Genomic DNA, 19,166 nt, shown 5'->3' on the forward strand with positions numbered 1-19,166 from the left:
AGGTTTGAGGCAATGAGCTAGAAATACGGGAAAGGATCCCCGAATGAACAACCATCACGAACATGCCAACGGATCTGACGATCAAGTTCCTTCTGGCTACGCGGGCACGGTCTTCACTTGCCCGATGCACCCCGAGGTACGCCGCGCCGAACCGGGAGATTGCCCGAAATGCCAGATGCATCTGGTGCCGGAGGGCGAGCCCTCGCAACACCACGCCCATCATCAGCACACGGGCGACGCGGTGGAGCCAAACCACTTGGACTCGGTTCCCAACGACTACACTGGCCCGGTTTATACCTGTCCGATGCACCCTCAGGTGCGCCAGACGCATCCCGGGTCTTGTCCGATCTGCGGTATGGGGCTGGAACTGGAATCGGCCGCCATGGAAGCGGAAGGCCCGAACCCGGAGCTTGTGGACTTCAGCCGTCGTTTCTGGGTGGGGGCCATTTTGACCGTACCGCTCCTTGTGCTGACCATGGGCCCCTATCTTGGCCTGAGCGGGGTGCGCGAGATATTCGGTGAACGCGTCACCCTCTGGGTCGAACTCGCGCTCGGGACACCCGTTGTCTTTTGGTCCGGCTGGCCTTTCCTTGTTCGTGGCTGGAACTCGTTCCGGACAAGGAACCTCAATATGTTCAGTCTCATTGCCATGGGTGTAAGCGCCGCATGGCTGTTCAGCATCATCGCCGTCCTGGCACCGGGCATATTCCCCGATGGGTTCCGGGATGCCGAAGGGCATGTCGGCGTCTATTTCGAGGCGGCGGCTGTGATCGTCACGCTGGTCCTTGTGGGACAGGTGATGGAGCTGCGCGCTCGCGAAGGCACTGGCAAGGCGATCCGTGCTCTTCTGGATATGGCCGCCAAGACGGCACGTATTATCCGCGACGACGGAAGCGAGGAAGAGGTTCCATTGGAACAGGTCCAGGTCGGCGACCGACTACGTGTGCGACCCGGTGACAAGGTGCCGGTCGATGGTATGGTCGTCGAAGGCAGGTCCTCAGTTGACGAAAGCATGATCACGGGCGAGCCGGTACCGGTAGAAAAGGTCGGAGGAGACCCTGTAACGGGCGCCACGATCAACGGAACCGGCAGCCTGATCATGGAGGCGACGCGCGTCGGCGCCGACACGATGCTGAGCCAAATCGTCGAGATGGTGGCCAATGCGCAGCGGTCTCGCGCGCCGATCCAGAAATACGCCGACAAGGTCTCCGGATATTTCGTGCCTGCAGTTATTGGCATCGCCGTGCTGGCCTTCATTGGCTGGGCCATTTGGGGCCCGGTCCCGGCCCTTTCCTATGCTCTTATTGCGGCCGTTGCCGTTCTCATCATCGCTTGTCCCTGTGCCCTCGGCCTTGCGACACCGATGTCTATCATGACGGCGACGGGGCGCGGCGCGCAGGCGGGTGTCCTGATCAGGAATGCAGAGGCACTGGAACGGTTCGAGAAGGTCGATACCCTGATCGTCGACAAGACCGGCACGCTGACGGAAGGCAAGCCGAAACTTGTCGGCGTCTACCCTGAACCGGGTCACGATGAGGTAGAAGTGCTTCGGCTTGCCGCATCGCTGGAACGCGGCTCCGAGCATCCTCTCGCGGAAGCCATCGTACGCGGTGCTGAAGAGCGTGGCGTCGACCTGGCAAAAGCCGACGCCTTCGAGGCGGTCACCGGCAAGGGCGTCAAAGGCACGGTGGACGGGCGGGTAGTGGCGCTCGGCAACGTGAAACTCCTGACTGACCTCGGACTTGATGCAGCAGAGCTTCGGGACAAGGCGGATGCCCGTCGGGATAATGGCGAAACGGTTATGTTTGTCGTCGTCGAGAATGACGTTGCCGGTCTTGTCAGCGTCGCAGACCCGGTAAAGGCGACCACACCGGCCGCCCTGAAGGAACTGCACGCACTTGGGTTCCGTATTATCATGGCGACGGGAGACAATGAGCGTACCGCTAGGGCCGTCGCGTCCAGTCTAGGCATCGACGAGATCCGCGCCGATGTGATGCCGGAAGACAAAGCGAAGATCATCAAGGAACTTCAGGCCAAGGGGCACAAGGTTGCCATGGCCGGCGACGGTGTCAACGATGCACCTGCCCTGGCTCAGGCCGATGTCGGGATTGCCATGGGCACCGGCGCCGATGTGGCCATTGAGAGCGCAGGGTTCACGCTCGTCAAAGGGAACCTCGACGGTATCGTGCGTGCGCGCAAACTCGCCCGCGCGACCATGCGGAACATACGCCAGAACCTGTTCTTTGCTCTGATCTACAACACTGCGGGCGTGCCCGTCGCTGCGGGGATCTTGTTCCCATTCCTCGGGATCTTGATCAGTCCGATGTTTGCGGCCTTTGCCATGAGCGCTTCCTCAATCTCGGTCGTCCTAAACTCCCTTCGGCTACGGCGCGCGCAGATTTGAGGGGAAACAAGAACGATCGCGAGGTCCATCAGACCGTTCAATAAACAGTATTGGGTACAATCCATCGCCGGAGAAGGGGCAACAGCGTTCAGACAATCACCTGCAAACCAAGGAGACCAAAATGACCTACATTTCCAGACAGATGATCTTAGCCATTGCTGTGGTGTGGGGGCTGCCAGTCGGCGCCCAAGACAGCGGGCATATGACAGATAATGGGGCGATGAGTCAGATGATGAGCTCCGGACTGTTCCTGCCAAACATGGATGCAGCCAAGGGGCGTGCGCTGTTCGCCTCGAAAGGCTGTGTCGTTTGTCATTCTATCAACGGGGTCGGAGGCGAGGATGCCCCCGCCCTTGATGCAGCGTATATGGACCTGCCAATGAACCCGTTTGAATTTGCCGCCCGAATGTGGCGCGGCGCGCCGGCGATGGTCGCTGCCCAAGAGGATGAGCTCGGCGGGCAAATTGAATTCACAGGTCAGGAGCTTGCCGATATCATCGCGTTCGTTCACGATTCCGAAGAACAGAAGGCATTCTCTGCCGGCGACATCCCCGAAAAGATTGAAGAAATGATGCACCAAATGGGTGAGGAGGATCACGACTGAAGCGTCAGGGGATATCGCAGTAGAATAAGGCAATGCGTCGAAAGTTTCATTTGCGCCCTAAGATGCCGATCCTATGGCGGACCGCTTCTGCGCCAGCCAAAGTAATCCAAATCCCGCGGCTAACATCGGCAAGGAAAGGACTTGCCCCATCGTAAGCCCCCAGTCACCAAACTGCACAACATACCCAATCGGATTGTTCACGTCTGCGAATTGAGCGTCGGGCTGGCGAAACAACTCTACAAAACTTCTCGCAAAACCATATCCGGCCAGGAAGAGCCCGCAAATTGCCCCTGGTGTCCTAAGCCATCCGCGCCGCCACGCAAGGAATAGGAGAGCGAAGCCAAGCAACAGGCCTTCCAAAAGGGCTTCGTACAGTTGCGAAGGATGCCGTGCGCAAATGTCGGTTATTCCCGGGCATGATTGCGCTGCGTCACCGGGAAATATGACGGCCCAGGGCATGTCCGATGGGCGGCCCCATAGTTCATTGTTTATGAAATTTGCGATCCGGCCCAAGAACAAGCCCGGAGGCGTTGCCAGAGCGAGAAGGTCAGCCATGCTCAGGAGCGGCATACGCTGACGGATGCCATAAACAAGCGCGGCAATGGTTACTCCAGCAAACCCACCATGAAATGACATTCCCCCTTGCCAGACCTTCAGAATTTCTAACGGATTGGCAAGATAGAACCCGCGCTGATAGAACATCACGAACCCTAACCGCCCGCCAACGATCACCCCGATGATAATCCAGGTCAAAAGATCCTCAATTTGGCGCGGTGTTAGCGGGGCGCCCGATGCAGGCCACAGAGCGGCGCGTTTGACCGTGGCAACACAAATTCTCCAGCCGACGAGAAGGCCGATGATATAGGCCAACGCATACCAGCGGAGAGTCAACGTAAACGTGCCGATCTCAACCGAAAATATATCCGGCCCGATATTTGGGAACGGAAGTGCGGACAAAGGCATGGACATTCTTTCTAGTCATTCGGGTGAGGTCGGATCGTGCACATACGCCGTTCGTGCTCTCTCATGGTTTGTTCATCGCGAGTGAAGCTTCCGCGGGCTATTGGCCCGACTGGAGTTCTTCCAAGGACTGCAAAATGACACTTTGGCGCGGGTCTTCGGAGGAAACGGGCACCAATAGCTCTTTGGCTCGACTGTACGCGTTCAAGGCGAGGTCAGTTTCGCCGAGCACCCTGTAGGCCCTGCCAAGACGCATCCATCCATCGATATCGTCTGGTTCAGCCTCAAGGCGTGTTGCCAAACGTTCCACCATGGATCGGATAAATGCATCTCGATCGACATCATCCATCTGGCTGGCCGCTTCGACATCTGCAGCAGTGGGGCCGGGCGAATTGCCTGACATTACTGGAGCATAATCCGACAAACTGATAGGCGCTCGGCCTAGTGCCGCACCTATCCGGTTTGCTTCCGCGACAAATGTTTCCATCCAGGGTGCGAACCCATCCACTTCGTCCAATCGCGTGAGAAGACGATTGTAGGCCTGCTCATTCGCACCCGCTTGCGCAAGCCCGACAGCATCGTAAAAAGTTCCAGCAGGATTGGTCGGATCGAGCTCAAGTGCTCTTGCAATGGCCCGCTTCGCTTGGGGTGTCACGATCCCCTGTTCGGAAACGATGAGAGCTTCCGCATAGATCGAAAACACAGCAGAATCGGCATTCATGGATTGTGTTGCACGCTCGTAGGCCGATGCGGCATCCGAAGCGCGGCCCAATTTCATGAAGGTCTGTCCAAGGAGCATCCAGCCCTCCAAGGCTCCGCCTTCTGAATCCGCCTGCAACCGCTGCAATAGCTTCTGCGCCAACGCTTCGATTTCACGATTTTGCGCGACCTCTGCCTGGCGATCCTCGAAAGCGATGCTGGATAGGTTTGGCGCTCCAGCAAAACTGTAATACCCCGCCGCGAACAGCGGCACAAAGACCGCAGCAGCCATGAGTATGACCCTGCCGCCGCCGTTGGATTCCCCGGTGTTTTTTACTCTCCCCACGGAGAGAACCCGCCGCTTGATTTCCTGTCGCGCCGCATGCGCCTCTGCGACAGAAAGCAGGCCGCGTTCAGCATCCCGATCGACTTCAGACAACTGGTCCTTCAAAACTGCGAGAGTCCTGTCTTCGGCCGGACCTTGCACCAAGGCAGGCTTCCACGCCGAAGCCGCAACAATACCTGAGGCAGTCAAGGCGAGGACTGCCATTGCAATCCATATCATCGGTGGTCCCCTTCGCTGGATGAAGTGAAAATGCGTGCGACCTCGGCCTCCTCGTCATCGCTCAGGTCTGCGATTTTTTTTCTTTTTCGAGAGCCCATCAGGATGCCGCCACCGATCCCCAGAGCCAAGAGCCCAAGGAGTGGGGGGGTAAACCAGAGAGCGTAGGTCTCGGGTTTAAACGGAGGCTTCAGTAGAACGTAATCGCCGTATCTCGCTTGGATGAAAGCAATTGCATCTTCGTTCGTGTCACCCGCAACCAACCGTTCCCGGACCAAAAGTCGTAGGTCGCGCGCAACGCCGGCGTTCGAGCTGTCAATATCCTGATTTTGGCAAACTACGCAGCGAAGCTGCCTGGAAACCTCCCGTGCCCGAGCCTCGAGGATTGGATCGGAGAGGATTTCGTCGGGCTCAACAGCCTGCGCAGACATTGGCATGATGAGTGCCAACACAAGGAAAAAACGACGCATGTCAGCTCCTCTCCTCTAACACACCCGCTTGTCGGAGAGCCTGGCGAAAGGTTGATACAGCCTCTTCACCGACGATCGGGCCGACGTATCGGTAGAGCACCGTTCCATCGCCTCCGACAATGAATGTCTCGGGCACACCCGAAATCCCCCACTCGATCCCGGCACGACCTGACAGATCCAAGCCAATACGTTCGTACGGGTTCCCGAGATTTTGAAGCCAATTGACCGCGTCTACCGGTTGATCCTTGTAGTTGATCCCGAACAAACGCACGCCATCGCGCTCAACCAAAGCGCTCAGAACCGCGTGTTCGGCACGACAGGGAACGCACCAGGAAGCGAACACATTAACGACGACTGGCGTTGGGTTTCCGAGCAGGTTTTCCCGAGACAGTCCCTGTACATCAAGACCCGGCACCGGCCCGAGAATGAACGAGGGAGCTGGCTGAGAAATGAGAACCGAAGGAATCTCGCTTGGGTCACGATTGGGATTCAGGCCCCACAAGAAAAATCCGCCGACAATCACTGCCAGTACCAAGGGAATAATCGCTACAGCTCGTTTCATTGCTCACTCCGCTGCGACCGGTTTCGTGGATCGTGCCTTGGAGCTTTGGGGTGCCCCGACCCGGAAGCGGCGATCGGACAAGGACAGACTGCCGCCTATGACAAGCATGGCCGCACCCAACCAAAGCAAGCCGACGAATGGCTCATAGAGAATACGCAGAGTCCAGGCACCGCTCTCTTCGGCTTTGTCCAGAGAGGGTTCCGTGATCGAAGCGTATAGGTCTCCCGCCAGGGTTGACCGTATCGCCGATTCTGTTGTCGTACTTTGTGCGACCGGATAGCTGCGCCGTTCAGGTTTGAGAGCCGTCACGAAAGAGCCGCCCCTTTCGACGCGCAGGGTTCCCTGATCCGCAATATAGTTCGGGCCACGAACGCGCTGCACACCTTCAAATGTGACATCAAATCCCGCAATGTTGACACTCGTGCCGGGCTCTACAAATGCGATCTCTTCAGATTTCCAAACCGAAGAGCCAATCATGCCGATCATCAAGACCGCAACTCCCGCATGAGCGAGCGTCATTCCATGCGCCGCGCGGGGCAAATTGCGGGCACGCCGGATGCTTTCCTGGAGCGGAACCTCGAACAAACGGACCCGCAGCGCCCATTCACGTAAGGAAGCAAAAAACAACCAAAGCGCGATGAGGATCGAAAGATATGCCAACACGGGCCCGCCTTTGGCGAAATACCAAATTGCGAGCGTTGCCAGCACCGCCAGCACCACCACGAAGCGGACACGTTGAAGCACTCCGACGAGATCGGCTCGTTTCCAGGACAAAAACGGCCCCAGACCCATGACAAAAACCAAGGGGAGCATCATTGGTACGAACGCGCCATTGAAGAACGGCGGACCGACGGAAATCTTGTCACCAGAAACGGCTTCGAGAAACAGCGGATAAAGCGTACCGAACAGAACCGTGCCAGTCGCTGTAGCCAGGATCAGGTTGTTTAGCAACAACCCTGCCTCTCGACTAATCGGCTTAAACAACCCGCCACCTTCCATCATTGGCGCCCGCCACGCATAGAGTGCAAGTGAGCCACCAATTGAAATCGCAAGCAGGCCAAGAATGTATAGGCCTCGCTCCGGATCCACGGCAAAAGCATGCACAGAGGTCAGCAAGCCAGACCGAACCACAAATGTGCCGAGGAGTGACAGCGAAAACGTCAAGATCGCGAGTAGGATTGTCCAGCTTTTGAACGCGTCACGCTTTTCAGTGACAATCGCCGAATGGAGAAGTGCTGTCCCGAGAAGCCAGGGCATAAAACTGACATTTTCAACCGGGTCCCAGAACCACCATCCACCCCAACCCAGTTCGTAATATGCCCACCACGATCCCAGAGCTATCCCCGCAGTCAGGCTGATCCACGCGGCCAGTGTCCAGGGTCGAACCCATCTTGCCCAGGCTGTGTCGATCCGTCCCTCGATCAAGGCTGCGGCTGCAAACGAAAAGACGATCGAGAAACCGACATATCCAAAATACAGCAGAGGCGGGTGCATCGCGAGGCCGATATCCTGGAGCAGAGGATTGAGGTCAGCGCCATCAAGCGGCGGAGGAAAGACGCGCTCGAACGGATTGGATGTGAAGAGAAGGAAGGACAGGAACCCGACGCTGATCCATGCCTGCATTGCCAAAGTTCGCGCTCGAAGTGTTTCCGGTAGGTTTGAGCCGAAAGCAGCAACCGCAGCACCGAAGATGGTCAGAATGAAGACCCAGAGAAGCAACGATCCTTCATGACTTCCCCAAGTCGCCGCGACTTTGAAGATCATTGGTTTCAGCGAATGCGAATTGTTCGCAACGTTCAAAACAGTGAAATCAGAGACAACAAAAGCGCGCATCAAGGCTGCAAAGGCAAGTCCGACGAAGACGACCTGCCCAAAAGCAGTCGACCGGGCCGAACGCATCCAGAGAAGATTGCCCCGGGCCGCGCCGAAAAGAGGAATAGTCGATTGGACGAGGGCCAACGCCAATGCGAGGGCCAGCACAAAATGGCCGAGTTCCGGGGTCATAGGAGCCTCACGATCTTTAGCAGTGGGGTCGACTGGTGATCACTTTCTCAGTCGTCTAGAGCGGCTTTGCGCTTGCGATACTCTTCTTCATCAATCTCACCGCGCGCGAAGCGATCCCTGAGAATGTCATGCGCGCTCGACCCGGAGGCACGGCCCTTTTCGCTGAACCAGCGAACGGCGAAGAATATCAGCGCAATAATCACGCCCCAGAACACGATCATCATCAGCCCTCCCAGCATTCCAAATCCACCGCCCCACATGTGGCCGTAATAATCTCCGCCGGGGTCCGCCATGGCGGTCGTCGCGAACAGTGTGAATGCTGCGGTTGTGTTGGTAAGTCTAAGCATGTCGGTTTCCTTTTCTGTCATTTCATGTTTCAGCAACTGGCAATCGAATTGTCGCGATAAGCCCCCCGTCCGGGTGGTTCGCCAGACTGATCTCCCCACCCTGCGCACGAAGAATGGACCTTGCGATCGACAGGCCCAGCCCATGCCCGCCGGTTTCCAGAGATCGGCTTTCTTCAAGCCTGAAGAATGGGTCAAATATGCGTTCCAATTCTGCGGTTGGAATCCCCGGCCCTCTGTCAGTGACGGAAATTTCTATTTCCCCCTCGGCTGATATCCAGCCCAGGGTTGCGGACCCGCCGTAGCGCACCGCGTTCTCGATCACGTTTCGCAATGCGCGTCGAATGGCATTGGGGCGCAATCGAACCGTGACTTCGGGGCCGTCAGAGAGCACAAACGGTACGACCATATCCCCCCGCAGAGCTTCTAGGAACGATTGCAGGTCAACATCCTGCATTGGTTCGTTCCCTGAGAGACCTTTCGCGAAGGTAAGGGTTGCTTCCACCATCGACTGCATTTCTTCGACGGTTGCGACGAGACTCTCTCGGGTTTCGTCTTCCTCTACCATTTCTGAATGTACTCTCATTGCGGTGAGCGGAGATCGAAGATCATGTCCAAGGGCCGCCAGAACCCTCGTTCTGTCGGCAACGAACCGTGTCAGCCTGTCCTGCATACGGTTGAAACCAGCGGTCAGCTCCCGAACCTCCTGGGGTCCCCGTTCTGGCAACGCGTCTATGTCTTCTCCACGCCCCAATCGTTCCGACGCCCAGGCCAATCGCCGCAGAGGGCCCAGCAGTCCGGTCATGACAAACCAGCTCACTGCGACCAACAGGGCCATTGCCGTCAGACCAAATGTCAGCATGGAATAAAGCGGCCACTGGATCGGCGGACGCTCAAAGCGCGTACTTACGTTCAACCACTGGCCGCCGGCGATCGAAATTGAAAGGTTCATCTCGATTGCGGACAGTTCACCTCGCATCATGGCCAAGTGCATCTCGGTCATTTCGTGCGAAAGGTTCGGTAGCGGCAGGATCGCGCCTTGGATCTGGTGAAGCTCCACACGAATGTCGCGACTGTAGCTGTCGTTCAGGAGTGCGCGGACGCGGGTTTCAACCAACCCGCCATCCGAATGGTCGCTATGTTGCACAAGCGGCTTCGTCCCGAGGTCAAAGCGAACAAGGGGCGAGTTCGCCGCGCGGATAATTGATGGGCGCAGGTCAGCGGGTGCCTCTTCAATCAAGCGCGCAACATTTGCCGCTCGTCCAGCTGCCTCAAACCCAAGAGCAGCCCGTATGGCGAGGCTTCGTTCATCGGCGAAGAGCCACAGGCTGACAAACTGTGCGATCCCCAACGCGATAATGATGAGAAGAACGAGTTGGACCCGGAGAGATCGTAGGAGCCGCCAGATCATTCGGACACCTCGACGTCGACCGACAGGCAGTAGCCGCCGCTTCTGATCGTCTTGATAATACGTGGACGGAGAATGTCGGGCTCGAGCTTTCGCCGAAGGCGCGAAATCTGGTTGTCAATTTTCCTGTCCAACGGACCAGCGGAAATGCCCTGAGAAAGATCTAGCAACTGATCGCGGCTCAACACCATCCGAGGGCGCTCCAGAAGGACCGTCAGCAGTTTGAATTCTGCGACCGTAAGAGCGGTCTCTTGTCCCGCGTCGTCGAGAAGCACCTGCCGGTCTACATCCAAGGTAAGGTGTGCAAAGCGGACTTTGCGGCCGCTCAGAGATCCGGTGAAGGCCTCTTTGTGCTCGCTTCTTCGCAGGACGGCTTTGATCCTCGCAAGGAGTTCGCGTGGATTAAACGGCTTGGGAAGATAATCGTCCGCACCGATCTCCAAACCGACAATACGGTCCGCATCTTCACCGAGCGCGGTTAACATGATGATCGGCAGTCGCCCTTCGCTTGACAGACGTTGGCAAACGGAAAGGCCATCCTCGCCAGGCATCATGATATCCAGGACCAGTAGGTCGAAGCTTCCGACAGCCAGCTTCGCGTCCATCTCCGCCGCATCCTTGGCAGCGGTTGCTCGCATGCCATTCTTTTCCAGATAGCGGGTTACACTTTTCCGGATCTGTTCATGGTCATCCACGACGAGAATATGTGGCGCGTGTTGCATGGGGCCCTTCTAAAGCATTGGAAATCAGACGGTCAGGTTCCTTTTTGTCGCCAATTGTATCAGCCCCTGTCCATTGCGACAGACGGATACAAATCCACGGGTGTACGTCCTTACATTCAAATGTTTGATGCCAAGTTGTATGAGGTCAAAAGAAGGAAAGGCTTCAAAATGTCCTACTCAACAAAAGTTTCTACCGGTCTTCTGGTTGCCGTTCTCACAGCAGGTGCTGCGCTCGCCGATGACAGCCATCACCAAGCTGCGGGCGGTGAAAGCGTCTCTCCCAATGTACTTGCTCAACCGATGGCAGGGACGGGCGGGCCCGGAATGATGATGGGTGGCGGCATGATGGATCCCAGTCAGATGGCCGAGCATCTTCAGATGATGCACGGCATGATGCGCATGATGATGCAAATGCATTCGGGCATGATGAGCGGAAACGGCAGCATGATGGGACCAAGCACAACCGGTCAAGGTATGTTCCCGATGATGGGGGGCAACATGATGTCAATGTTCGATATGGATGGAAACGGCGCGGTGTCTCCCGAAGAGGCGCATGAGGGCCTTCAGTCGATGCTGTCGGACTATGACGCCGACGGTAATGGCACGCTCTCGATTGACGAATTCGCGTCGCTTCACGCCAAGGCGATGCGCGAGACCATGGTCGATCGTTTCCAGATGCTTGATGCTGATGGCGACGGCCAGATTTCTCAAGGCGAAATGGTCGCCCCTGCCGACAACATGGCACAGGGTATGGCCGCAAATCCCGGAATGATGACGGACGAAGACAACTGAACCCCGTCGTTCAGAAATTCCCCATTCAGGTAAGCCCGTCAACGGTTCGGTGCTTTGGGTTTGCCTGAACAAGATCGAGAGGGCTCAAAATGAGTTATACCTACAACAGACATCTGCCCAATACGGCGATTGATGATGCGGAGATGCGCCTGCGCGAAGCCCTGAAAGAAAAGGGATTTGGTGTACTGACCGAAATCGACGTACAGGCAACAATGAAGAAAAAGATTGACCGCGACATGGATGGATACCGCATTCTGGGTGCGTGCAACCCTCATATGGCATGGGAGGCCATTGGGCTGGAGCCCCGTATAGGATCGATGCTGCCTTGCAATGTGATCTTGCGGACGGTCGAAAACGGCACTGAAATCAGCGCTGTTGATCCAGTGGCTTCGATGGCCGCTGTCGAGAATGAGAAGCTGCACGAAGTCGCCGCGCAGGTGCGCGATATGCTGCGATCTGCGGTTGATAATGCATAAACTAAACTGAGGAGGCAGACCATGCTGAGCCGCCGTCAAACTTTTGGCCTGTTCGCATCGAGCACCTTGCTTGCCTATTCGCCAGCTTGGGCTGACAACCATGACGTATGGGCGCTCGATACTCTCCATGATGCGCTGAAAAGCGATTTGGCAAGGCTTGTGGACATCCGCAGACCCGAGGAATGGCAAGATACCGGCGTCGCGGAGGGGGCGTGGCCAATCGACATGACCCATCCGCGGTTCGGGGAGCGCCTCTTCGACGCCCGCGATCTTGCTGCGGGACGCCCGGTCGCCCTGATTTGTCGGACCGGCCATCGCTCAGGTCTCGTAATGAGCAAGTTGCGTGAAGCGAAAGCTGCCGGCTTTGTTGACGCCGTAGGCGGGATGCTTGGCGCCCCGGGGAGATCCGGCTGGATCGAGCAAGGTCTGCCGACAGTAACAAGAGAAGCCGCACTGGCCGCCCTCCCAAGTGAGCTAGCGTGAGACACAAGCTATACCATGACAAATCGTAGAGCCTTCATCGCCGGCTTGGCTGGCCTGCCGTTCGCCACAGGTCCGCTGGCGGCCATCGCACAGGGGAGTGTCAGGGCGTTGGCTATGCCACCATTGCTCGACGCAACCCGCGATCGGCATTTCCGTCTGACTGCCCAAAAGGGCAAGACCGATTTTACAGGACTGGGCGGCGGTGAGACCTGGGGGTTCAACCAATCCTTTTTGGGGCCTACGCTACGTCTTCCCGCAGGAGCTTCGACGCAAGCACAGATCGACAATACGCTGTCAGAGAAAATCTCGGTGCACTGGCACGGTATGCTGATACCCGGCGAAGTTGACGGCGGCCCACACCAGACCATTGAACCGGGCACGACTTGGTTTCCCGAACTGGATCTGACACAACCACCCGCTACTCTTTGGTACCACTCGCACGTTCATGGTGACACCGGACGACAAGTTCAAAGGGGATTGGCCGGTGTGATCCACGTTGATGACGGTCGGGACGATGCTCGGGGTCTCCCGATCTCATACGGCGTCGATGATTTGACCTTGGTTCTGCAAGACCGCCGGTTCGACCGGCAGGGCCGCATCGATTATGGCCTGTCTATGCCAGATCAGATGATGGGTTTCATGGGCAATGTCATTCTTGTTAACGGTCAGCTAGGCACCCAGGCTGTCGTCCCTCGCGGTATTGTCCGTTTGCGCTTGCTCAACGGCTCGAACGCGAGGATTTATCCCCTATCGTTTTCTGACCGTCGCGAGATGCACCTCATCGCGACGGACAGTGGCTATCTCAATCAACCTGTCGCCATTGAGTCCCTCGTGATCGCTCCCGGCGAACGATACGAAGTCCTCGTCGATTTTTCGGGAGGAGAGGCTGGCACGCTGGTATCCTCTGCAAATCCCAATCAGATGATGGGTGGGATGATGGGCGGCGCGAGCACTGCTGGGGGGAGCTTCGTAGTTGTACCCTTTGGTGTGGATGCGAGACTTCCTGCCCGCATTCTGGAAATACCCGCCGACTTGGGCGGCGTCCTGCCTGACGGTGAGGCCCGATCAGTCAATACACGTCAGATCACACTCGATATGCCAATGGGGATGGGCATGATGATGCGTAGGTCGAATGATCGGTTTGCGATCAATGGGCAGTCCTTCGACATGGGGAGGATAGACTTGTCTCTTTCGAAGGGGGCGACCGAGATTTGGCAAGTCTCCTCAAACATGATGATGCACCCGTTTCATGTTCATGGCGTGAGGTTTCAGGTGCTCGCCGAAAACGGAAAGAAACCAAGCATACAAAATTCTGGCTGGAAGGATACCGTGCTCGTAAATGGCCGAGTCGATATCCTGGTCAGCTTTGAGCAGACGGCAGATCGCGCCAATCCCTTCATGTATCACTGTCACATCCTTGAACACGAAGATGGAGGAATGATGGCGCAGTTCACGGTCACATGATCGTGCAAGCATGGGGATATGGTCGCCTGATTGGTTGTTTGGCGATAGCAACAGTTCTGTCTCTTGCAGCTTTCGGTTTTTTTTCGGGCACGGTTTCTCTGAGCAATCTTGGGGTCGCCTTTTCACAGGCTGAAGTGCAGCGCCATATTGAAAATGCCGGAGCCGTTGGCCCCCTCGCGGTTATTGCACTCATGGCCCTCGCGATTGTCGCAAGCCCCATACCGAGCGCACCAATCGCACTTGCCGCCGGGGCTGCATTTGGTCACTATCTCGGAGCCGCCTACGTAGCCATAGGCTCGGAGCTCGGTGCTACAATCGCATTTGTCTTCGCGCGAAAACTCGGTCGAAGCACAGTTCGGCGTTTTTTGGGTAAGTATTCAGAGTTCGGGCTGTTGGGGTCGCAAAAGGCTCTGATGTTATCAGTGTTTGCGTCCCGCCTGCTTCCATTCGTTTCTTTCGATGCAATCAGCTATGTTGCGGGCTTGAGCCAACTTCATCTATGGCGCTTCATGCTGGCAACTTTTGCCGGGATTTTGCCGGCGAGTTTTGTTCTTGCCCATTTTGGAGCTGTGGCCATGTCAGGGGATTGGGGAACGGCTGAATGGATCACGATAGGACTTGGGGTTGTGACAGCACTGCCTTTTGTCTTTTTGACCCTCAAAAATAGAAAGCAGATCGACGATGAATAGCGACTATAAAGCGGGCAGCATTTCTCTTTGGGATGCCGTCGCCATGGGGACTGGTGTCATGATTGGCGCCGGAATTCTGGCACTCACAGGCCAAATTGCGGAACTGGCCGGCCCTACCTTTCCACTTGTGTTCATCGTTGGAGCCATCGTTACAGCCTTCAGCGCTTACACTTACATAAGAATGTCCAATGCCTACCCGTCAGCTGGCGGAATTGGAATGATCCTGCAAAAGGCCTATGGACCAACCGCCGTAGCCGCTGCAGCGGCTTTGCTTATGGCTCTGTCAATGGTCATTAACGAAAGCCTAGTCGCACGGACCTTCGCAAACTATTTGCTCCGTGGACTGGGCATTGCACCAGATGGCTTACTGGTTCCGGCAATAGGCGTTGCTCTCATTATCGCAGCCTATGTCGTCAACATCTCGGGCAACCGCTCTGTAGGCTGGATTTCCCAGTTGCTCGCGGTACTGAAGGTTGGCGGTATCACTCTGTTTGGGATCTCTGCGCTTTGGGCCGGCGGGTTTACTTTTGGCACAACAGGAGATGGAACAGCTTCACAGGGTCTCAGCGGATTTGTTGGTGCCACAGCGTTGGCAATTCTGGCATTCAAAGGGTTCACGACAATCACCAACAGCGGCGCCGAGATAGTGGACCCACACCGCAACATCGGACGCGCGATCATCATTTCATTGGCGGTCTGCGTAGTGGTGTATCTCTTGGTAGCATTTGCGGTGGGAAGCAGCTTGCCGCTTGGCAAGATCGTCGAAGCAAAAGACTATGCGCTCGCGGAAGCGGCAGCACCGTCCCTTGGGGAAACGGGCTTCTATCTGACCGTCGCGCTCGCTTTGATCGCAACTGCATCAGGCGTGATTGCCAGCATCTTTGCGGTATCTCGTATGTTGGCAATGCTGACAGAGATGAAATTGATCCCGCACAGTCATTTTGGGATGTCAGGCGGAGTCCGCGACCATACACTGATCTACACAGTAGTGATTGCGAGCCTGCTGACCATTCTCTTCGACGTTAGCCGAATAGCGTCGATGGGGGCCTTCTTTTACCTTGTAATGGATATGGTTATTCACTGGGGAGTGTACCGAAACCTTAGGGCCGAGCTTTCTGCGCATGGATGGATCATGTTGACTGCAATCGGTCTCGACGCGATCGTGCTTGCCGTATTCGCTTCACTAAAGTGGCAGAGCGATCCAATGATTGTAGTGGTCGCATTCGCGATCATGGCTTGTGTATTGATCTTTGAGCATTGGTTTCTTCAGCGCACAAAAACCGAGCCACATCAACATGATCACAATGGGCATTGAGTGCTCGCGTGATGACCAGGTATCGAAGCAGTAATTCTTAGCGCTTCCAACATTCAAATTGGTCGGGTTTGAGCGATTTTGAGACCCACTTTGCCGATGTGTAGGACTACTTTCGTTGCCTCGATGGCGGGCGCCAACGCGCGTTTCACGAGGTCAGTGAAGACTATGGAAGACTGGTCGAGCCATTGAAATGAGGAAACGCAAGGGCTTAACCGCCGTCGAGATCCTCGTAGTAGACGAGCGCGGGCATGTTGCGGCGCTGATGCACGATGCGCAGGATGACTGCCGCCCCATCCGCCGCATCTAGCCGCTTGTAGAAGATCACGTGACGTTGGCAGTTGACGGACCGCAACCCCGGAACGAAGAGACTCCTGTCCCGACCCCGGTCGGGATCCCCGGTGATCTGCTCGAAGGCGTTGACCAACTGGCGGTAATAGACGAGCCATTGGTCCCTACCCCAAGTTTCGACGGTGTAGGCACGGATCTCTTCAAGGTCGGCCCTGGCCCGACCGGAAAGTCGAATAATCATATGGGTCAGCGATCAAATGCATCCGGTTCGAAGGCATGAGCATCGAACTCGGCGAAATCCCCATTTTCGGCCAGGGAGGCTGCTTCCTCTAGGTCGGCCTTGAGGGCATAGAACTGCCGGGCGCCATCCTTCTCCATCAGCATCCTTACGCCGGCGCGCACGACTTCGCTCAGATTGGCGTAGGCGCCGGACTCGATCTGCGCCTGCACATATTTCTGCATCGGTTCGGTCAGGTGGACGTTTGGCATCAGACTCTCCTATCCATGCTCAATCGTATCAGATACTGACATAGATATTCAAGCTCATGCTCGATCCCAACTTGGGCCCCAAATCGGCTCGCTGGCTGCTCCCGCCCTTCTGCTCCCGGATTCCATGCGGAGAGCCGGGCCGGGCAGTTTCCCGATACAGCCCTTCCCGAGGCCAGGAGCGCTGCGCCACGCGGTTTGGAGGGCTCATTCGATCTGTCCTTCCGTGACCACTTTCGCGGCCACATTGGAACACCCAATTTCCCCTTTGTAACAGACGTTTGTTTAGCAGCTAACATGAAAGGGGTCCGCAATTTTGGCCACTTTCAAGACGCAGAAGCAGCCAGAACCGGCGTCAGATCTTGGAAGCGGTCAAGCGACACAAGCGAACAGTCGCAAGCAACCATCAATCAAATCTCCTTGCTATCATTAATGTTGTTTCGTATCGCTGCACCATTATAGATGGAGTCGGCATCATGAAGCACGTGATCCACAGCGTGGCAACAGCCACGGCACTAACCATATCCGGACTAATGGCCTCGTCAGGTCCGGCTCAGGCCTATCAGGTGGACTGTGCAATCCTCCTCTGCCTTGCGGGCGGCTGGCCTGCCTCCGCGCCCTGCGCGCATGCCAGAGCGGTCTTCATTCGGCGGATCACACCATGGCCGATCGAGCCGCCCTTACAAATCTGGCGGTGTCCGATGGGTGTGTCGTTCAACGATCCCAGCCCGATGTCGCCTATGGAACGCCTTTATGACACCACGTTCCGCGATCCGCCCGAACCGCAGGAATCGACTTCGAAACCCCTTGTTCGCGTCCAAGCAGATGAGCAAGCTGACATCGACATTTCGGGCGACGCCTTTGATTTCGTGCGCAGCATACGGGTCTATCACATCCAGTATCGCCAGCACGAAAACCGAGATGGCGACTGCAATCGCAGCGACTCGACGCGATTGGGGTCCTACGGCGTGCAGGGCGACTACCGATGGACAAGATCCACCGTGGGCCAGGTGCCAGCCGCATCCGGCCTGAGCATCCCGAATGGATGCGGCAGCTACTTTTACCGTTCCGTCTTCGTCGACTGGCGTGATCACGCCGGGAACTATGGCTCTGAAGAGGTTCGCTACTGACAAAATCTGCGCGCGGTATTACCGCGCGCGTCCTGACAACCCCGCACGGAAGGCTGTGCAAAACCCCCGAAAAGGAGACGACGCCAGACCGTGAAGCCTGACGCCGTGCTAGAAAACTCCGTGAACAAGAGTTTCCTAGCGCACCGCTAAAACACCCGCAACCAGCAAAGTTGTTTTGCTGGCAAGAATGTTGTTGTCTCACGACATGGCGTCGGTTCTCCAAGGAGACCTCGACCATGGAATCTACGACCGGCCTGATCCTGCGACGGATCACACAGACAAATCTCTCTGTTGCTGCGCACAAGCTTGCTACCCTCATCCTCGATGCCATCGCCTGGAAGGATGGCTACAACGGTTTGTCGCGCGGAACGGCAGCCTTCACCCTCTCGGCCCTGGCGGAGAAGATGGGTGTTTCACGACAATATCTTTCGGTTCTATTGAGCGAACTTGAGACGTCGAAGTTGCAGCTCGAGCGGGCAAAGCCGAATGGAAAGTTCGCGCCCTGGATCTTTCGGTTTTCCGCCTTCGACGAGGAGAGTGAAACCCATGATCTCGTGTCAGGTGAAGGTGACACATCACTATCTAGAGATAATAATAACAAAACTATCTTCTCAGGACTGATCGACATCACCGCGAGTTCGAACGTTTTTCAGACCAGTTGGGCAGAGCTCATCAAAGCAGCGAAGGCCACGTTGCCCTGCTGGAACATCGACACCCAGGTCATCTGGGATCGCTTCCTCGCCTTCAATCGGTCCCGAGGCAACGGCAGGGTGCCGGCCGGCTTCCTGCTTGGCTTCATGCGCCGGTGGCGAAATTCGTCGGGAACTCCAACTCGTCCCGCGGTCAAGCCGCCCGCGAGACCAATAACGGACCCCAAAGAGCGCGAATTGCTGAGACAGATGCAAGCCGCACCAACTTCGAACCGCCAGTTCCACGCGTCCGACTTGTGTCGCTTGATCGGATACACTGCCTACGAAGCGCGTGTACTCGATGTGATCCACGAGTTTGGGTGCCAGAGGTTTTCAGCGACGTTGGCGGTGCACGGACGAGCGGTGCTGGCAGGGGAGATATCCAGGTAGATTCACCTGCCAAGCTTTGGATCCGGGAAGGCTCTGCCCCCGCGTACAGAAAATCGGCAGATAATGAAGTTTATGTTAAATTTCGAAGAATTCAGCGCGTAGGGACTTATTTTGCAGCCTAAAGTCGACATCAAACTTCATCGGATTTTTTCATCCGAGCAGACAAATGTTGCTGACTACATTTAGATCGTTCCGATCCTCCATTAATCGTGAAGCATCTGATGT

The 19,166-nt window shown here is 56.4% G+C and carries 20 protein-coding genes; 10 read left to right on the forward strand and 10 right to left on the reverse strand.

The genetic code is table 11. The features are described 5' to 3' along the window. The first annotated feature begins 43 nt into the window (after positions 1 to 43). The gene (locus BLT54_RS16980; RefSeq protein ID WP_009573624.1) at positions 44 to 2,404 is read left to right on the forward strand and encodes a copper-transporting P-type ATPase; all 2,361 of its coding nucleotides are present in this window, start codon (positions 44 to 46) and stop codon (positions 2,402 to 2,404) included. 121 nt (positions 2,405 to 2,525) lie between these two features. Beyond that, positions 2,526 to 3,008: a c-type cytochrome gene (locus BLT54_RS16985; protein WP_028095400.1), complete on the forward strand. Its 483-nt coding sequence runs from the start codon at positions 2,526 to 2,528 to the stop codon at positions 3,006 to 3,008. A gap of 57 nt (positions 3,009 to 3,065) precedes the next feature. Here the strand turns inward: BLT54_RS16985 and lgt are convergent, their stop codons facing one another. The 8 genes from lgt to BLT54_RS17025 all read right to left on the reverse strand — a co-directional run bounded on the left by lgt (position 3,066) and on the right by BLT54_RS17025 (position 10,739). After that, positions 3,066 to 3,971, reverse strand: coding sequence for a prolipoprotein diacylglyceryl transferase (lgt, locus tag BLT54_RS16990; protein WP_028095401.1), 906 nt, complete (start codon positions 3,969 to 3,971; stop codon positions 3,066 to 3,068). 97 nt (positions 3,972 to 4,068) lie between these two features. Further along, entirely contained in the window at positions 4,069 to 5,232 is a 1,164-nt protein-coding gene (gene ccmI, locus BLT54_RS16995) for a c-type cytochrome biogenesis protein CcmI (protein WP_009573621.1), read from the reverse strand. Then, a complete protein-coding gene (locus BLT54_RS17000) occupies positions 5,229 to 5,699 on the reverse strand; it encodes a cytochrome c-type biogenesis protein (RefSeq protein WP_009573620.1) in 471 nt (156 codons plus the stop codon). The genes ccmI and BLT54_RS17000 overlap by 4 nt, the downstream gene beginning before the upstream one ends. A gap of 1 nt (position 5,700) precedes the next feature. After that, a complete protein-coding gene (locus tag BLT54_RS17005) occupies positions 5,701 to 6,261 on the reverse strand; it encodes a DsbE family thiol:disulfide interchange protein (RefSeq protein WP_009573619.1) in 561 nt (186 codons plus the stop codon). A gap of 3 nt (positions 6,262 to 6,264) precedes the next feature. Further along, positions 6,265 to 8,265, reverse strand: a complete 2,001-nt coding sequence (locus BLT54_RS17010; RefSeq protein WP_009573618.1) for a heme lyase CcmF/NrfE family subunit — start codon at positions 8,263 to 8,265, stop codon at positions 6,265 to 6,267. A 47-nt stretch (positions 8,266 to 8,312) separates the two neighbouring features. Then, complete coding sequence (locus tag BLT54_RS17015; RefSeq protein WP_232616942.1) at positions 8,313 to 8,633, reverse strand: SHOCT domain-containing protein; 321 nt, start codon at positions 8,631 to 8,633, stop codon at positions 8,313 to 8,315. Between the two features lies 1 nt (position 8,634). After that, positions 8,635 to 10,020 carry an ATP-binding protein gene (locus tag BLT54_RS17020; protein ID WP_009573616.1) on the reverse strand — a complete coding sequence of 462 codons (1,386 nt, stop codon included), beginning with the start codon at positions 10,018 to 10,020 and terminating at the stop codon, positions 8,635 to 8,637. Further along, entirely contained in the window at positions 10,017 to 10,739 is a 723-nt protein-coding gene (locus BLT54_RS17025) for a response regulator (RefSeq protein WP_009573615.1), read from the reverse strand. Before BLT54_RS17025 ends, BLT54_RS17020 begins: the two co-directional genes overlap by 4 nt. A gap of 168 nt (positions 10,740 to 10,907) precedes the next feature. On the opposite strand from BLT54_RS17025, the gene BLT54_RS22880 reads away from it, so the two are divergent. From BLT54_RS22880 to BLT54_RS17055, 6 genes are all read left to right on the forward strand, one after another. Beyond that, positions 10,908 to 11,531 (forward strand): EF-hand domain-containing protein, encoded by a 624-nt coding sequence (locus tag BLT54_RS22880; RefSeq protein ID WP_009573614.1) that lies wholly within the window; start codon positions 10,908 to 10,910, stop codon positions 11,529 to 11,531. A gap of 89 nt (positions 11,532 to 11,620) precedes the next feature. Then, entirely contained in the window at positions 11,621 to 12,007 is a 387-nt protein-coding gene (locus tag BLT54_RS17035) for a DUF302 domain-containing protein (RefSeq protein ID WP_009573613.1), read from the forward strand. A gap of 21 nt (positions 12,008 to 12,028) precedes the next feature. Next, positions 12,029 to 12,490, forward strand: a complete 462-nt coding sequence (locus BLT54_RS17040) for a rhodanese-like domain-containing protein (protein ID WP_009573612.1) — start codon at positions 12,029 to 12,031, stop codon at positions 12,488 to 12,490. A 15-nt stretch (positions 12,491 to 12,505) separates the two neighbouring features. Beyond that, positions 12,506 to 13,954, forward strand: coding sequence for a multicopper oxidase family protein (locus BLT54_RS17045; RefSeq protein ID WP_009573611.1), 1,449 nt, complete (start codon positions 12,506 to 12,508; stop codon positions 13,952 to 13,954). Further along, entirely contained in the window at positions 13,951 to 14,643 is a 693-nt protein-coding gene (locus BLT54_RS17050; RefSeq protein WP_009573610.1) for a TVP38/TMEM64 family protein, read from the forward strand. The genes BLT54_RS17045 and BLT54_RS17050 overlap by 4 nt, the downstream gene beginning before the upstream one ends. Next, entirely contained in the window at positions 14,636 to 15,958 is a 1,323-nt protein-coding gene (locus BLT54_RS17055; RefSeq protein WP_009573609.1) for an APC family permease, read from the forward strand. Before BLT54_RS17050 ends, BLT54_RS17055 begins: the two co-directional genes overlap by 8 nt. Positions 15,959 to 16,166: 208 nt before the next feature. Here the strand turns inward: BLT54_RS17055 and BLT54_RS17060 are convergent, their stop codons facing one another. Beyond that, positions 16,167 to 16,487, reverse strand: a complete 321-nt coding sequence (locus BLT54_RS17060; protein WP_009573608.1) for a type II toxin-antitoxin system RelE/ParE family toxin — start codon at positions 16,485 to 16,487, stop codon at positions 16,167 to 16,169. A gap of 5 nt (positions 16,488 to 16,492) precedes the next feature. Beyond that, positions 16,493 to 16,735: a type II toxin-antitoxin system ParD family antitoxin gene (locus BLT54_RS17065; protein WP_009573607.1), complete on the reverse strand. Its 243-nt coding sequence runs from the start codon at positions 16,733 to 16,735 to the stop codon at positions 16,493 to 16,495. Positions 16,736 to 17,208: 473 nt separating this feature from the next. Here BLT54_RS17065 and BLT54_RS17070 point away from each other — a divergent pair, with 473 nt between their 5' ends. Beyond that, entirely contained in the window at positions 17,209 to 17,862 is a 654-nt protein-coding gene (locus BLT54_RS17070) for a hypothetical protein (RefSeq protein WP_040402907.1), read from the forward strand. 236 nt (positions 17,863 to 18,098) lie between these two features. Next, on the forward strand, positions 18,099 to 18,941 hold the full coding sequence (locus tag BLT54_RS17075; protein ID WP_009573605.1) for a hypothetical protein: 843 nt from the start codon (positions 18,099 to 18,101) through the stop codon (positions 18,939 to 18,941). The last annotated feature ends 225 nt before the right edge of the window (positions 18,942 to 19,166 follow it).

The organism is Celeribacter baekdonensis (assembly GCF_900102315.1).
In the GTDB taxonomy this organism is placed as follows: domain Bacteria; phylum Pseudomonadota; class Alphaproteobacteria; order Rhodobacterales; family Rhodobacteraceae; genus Celeribacter; species Celeribacter baekdonensis.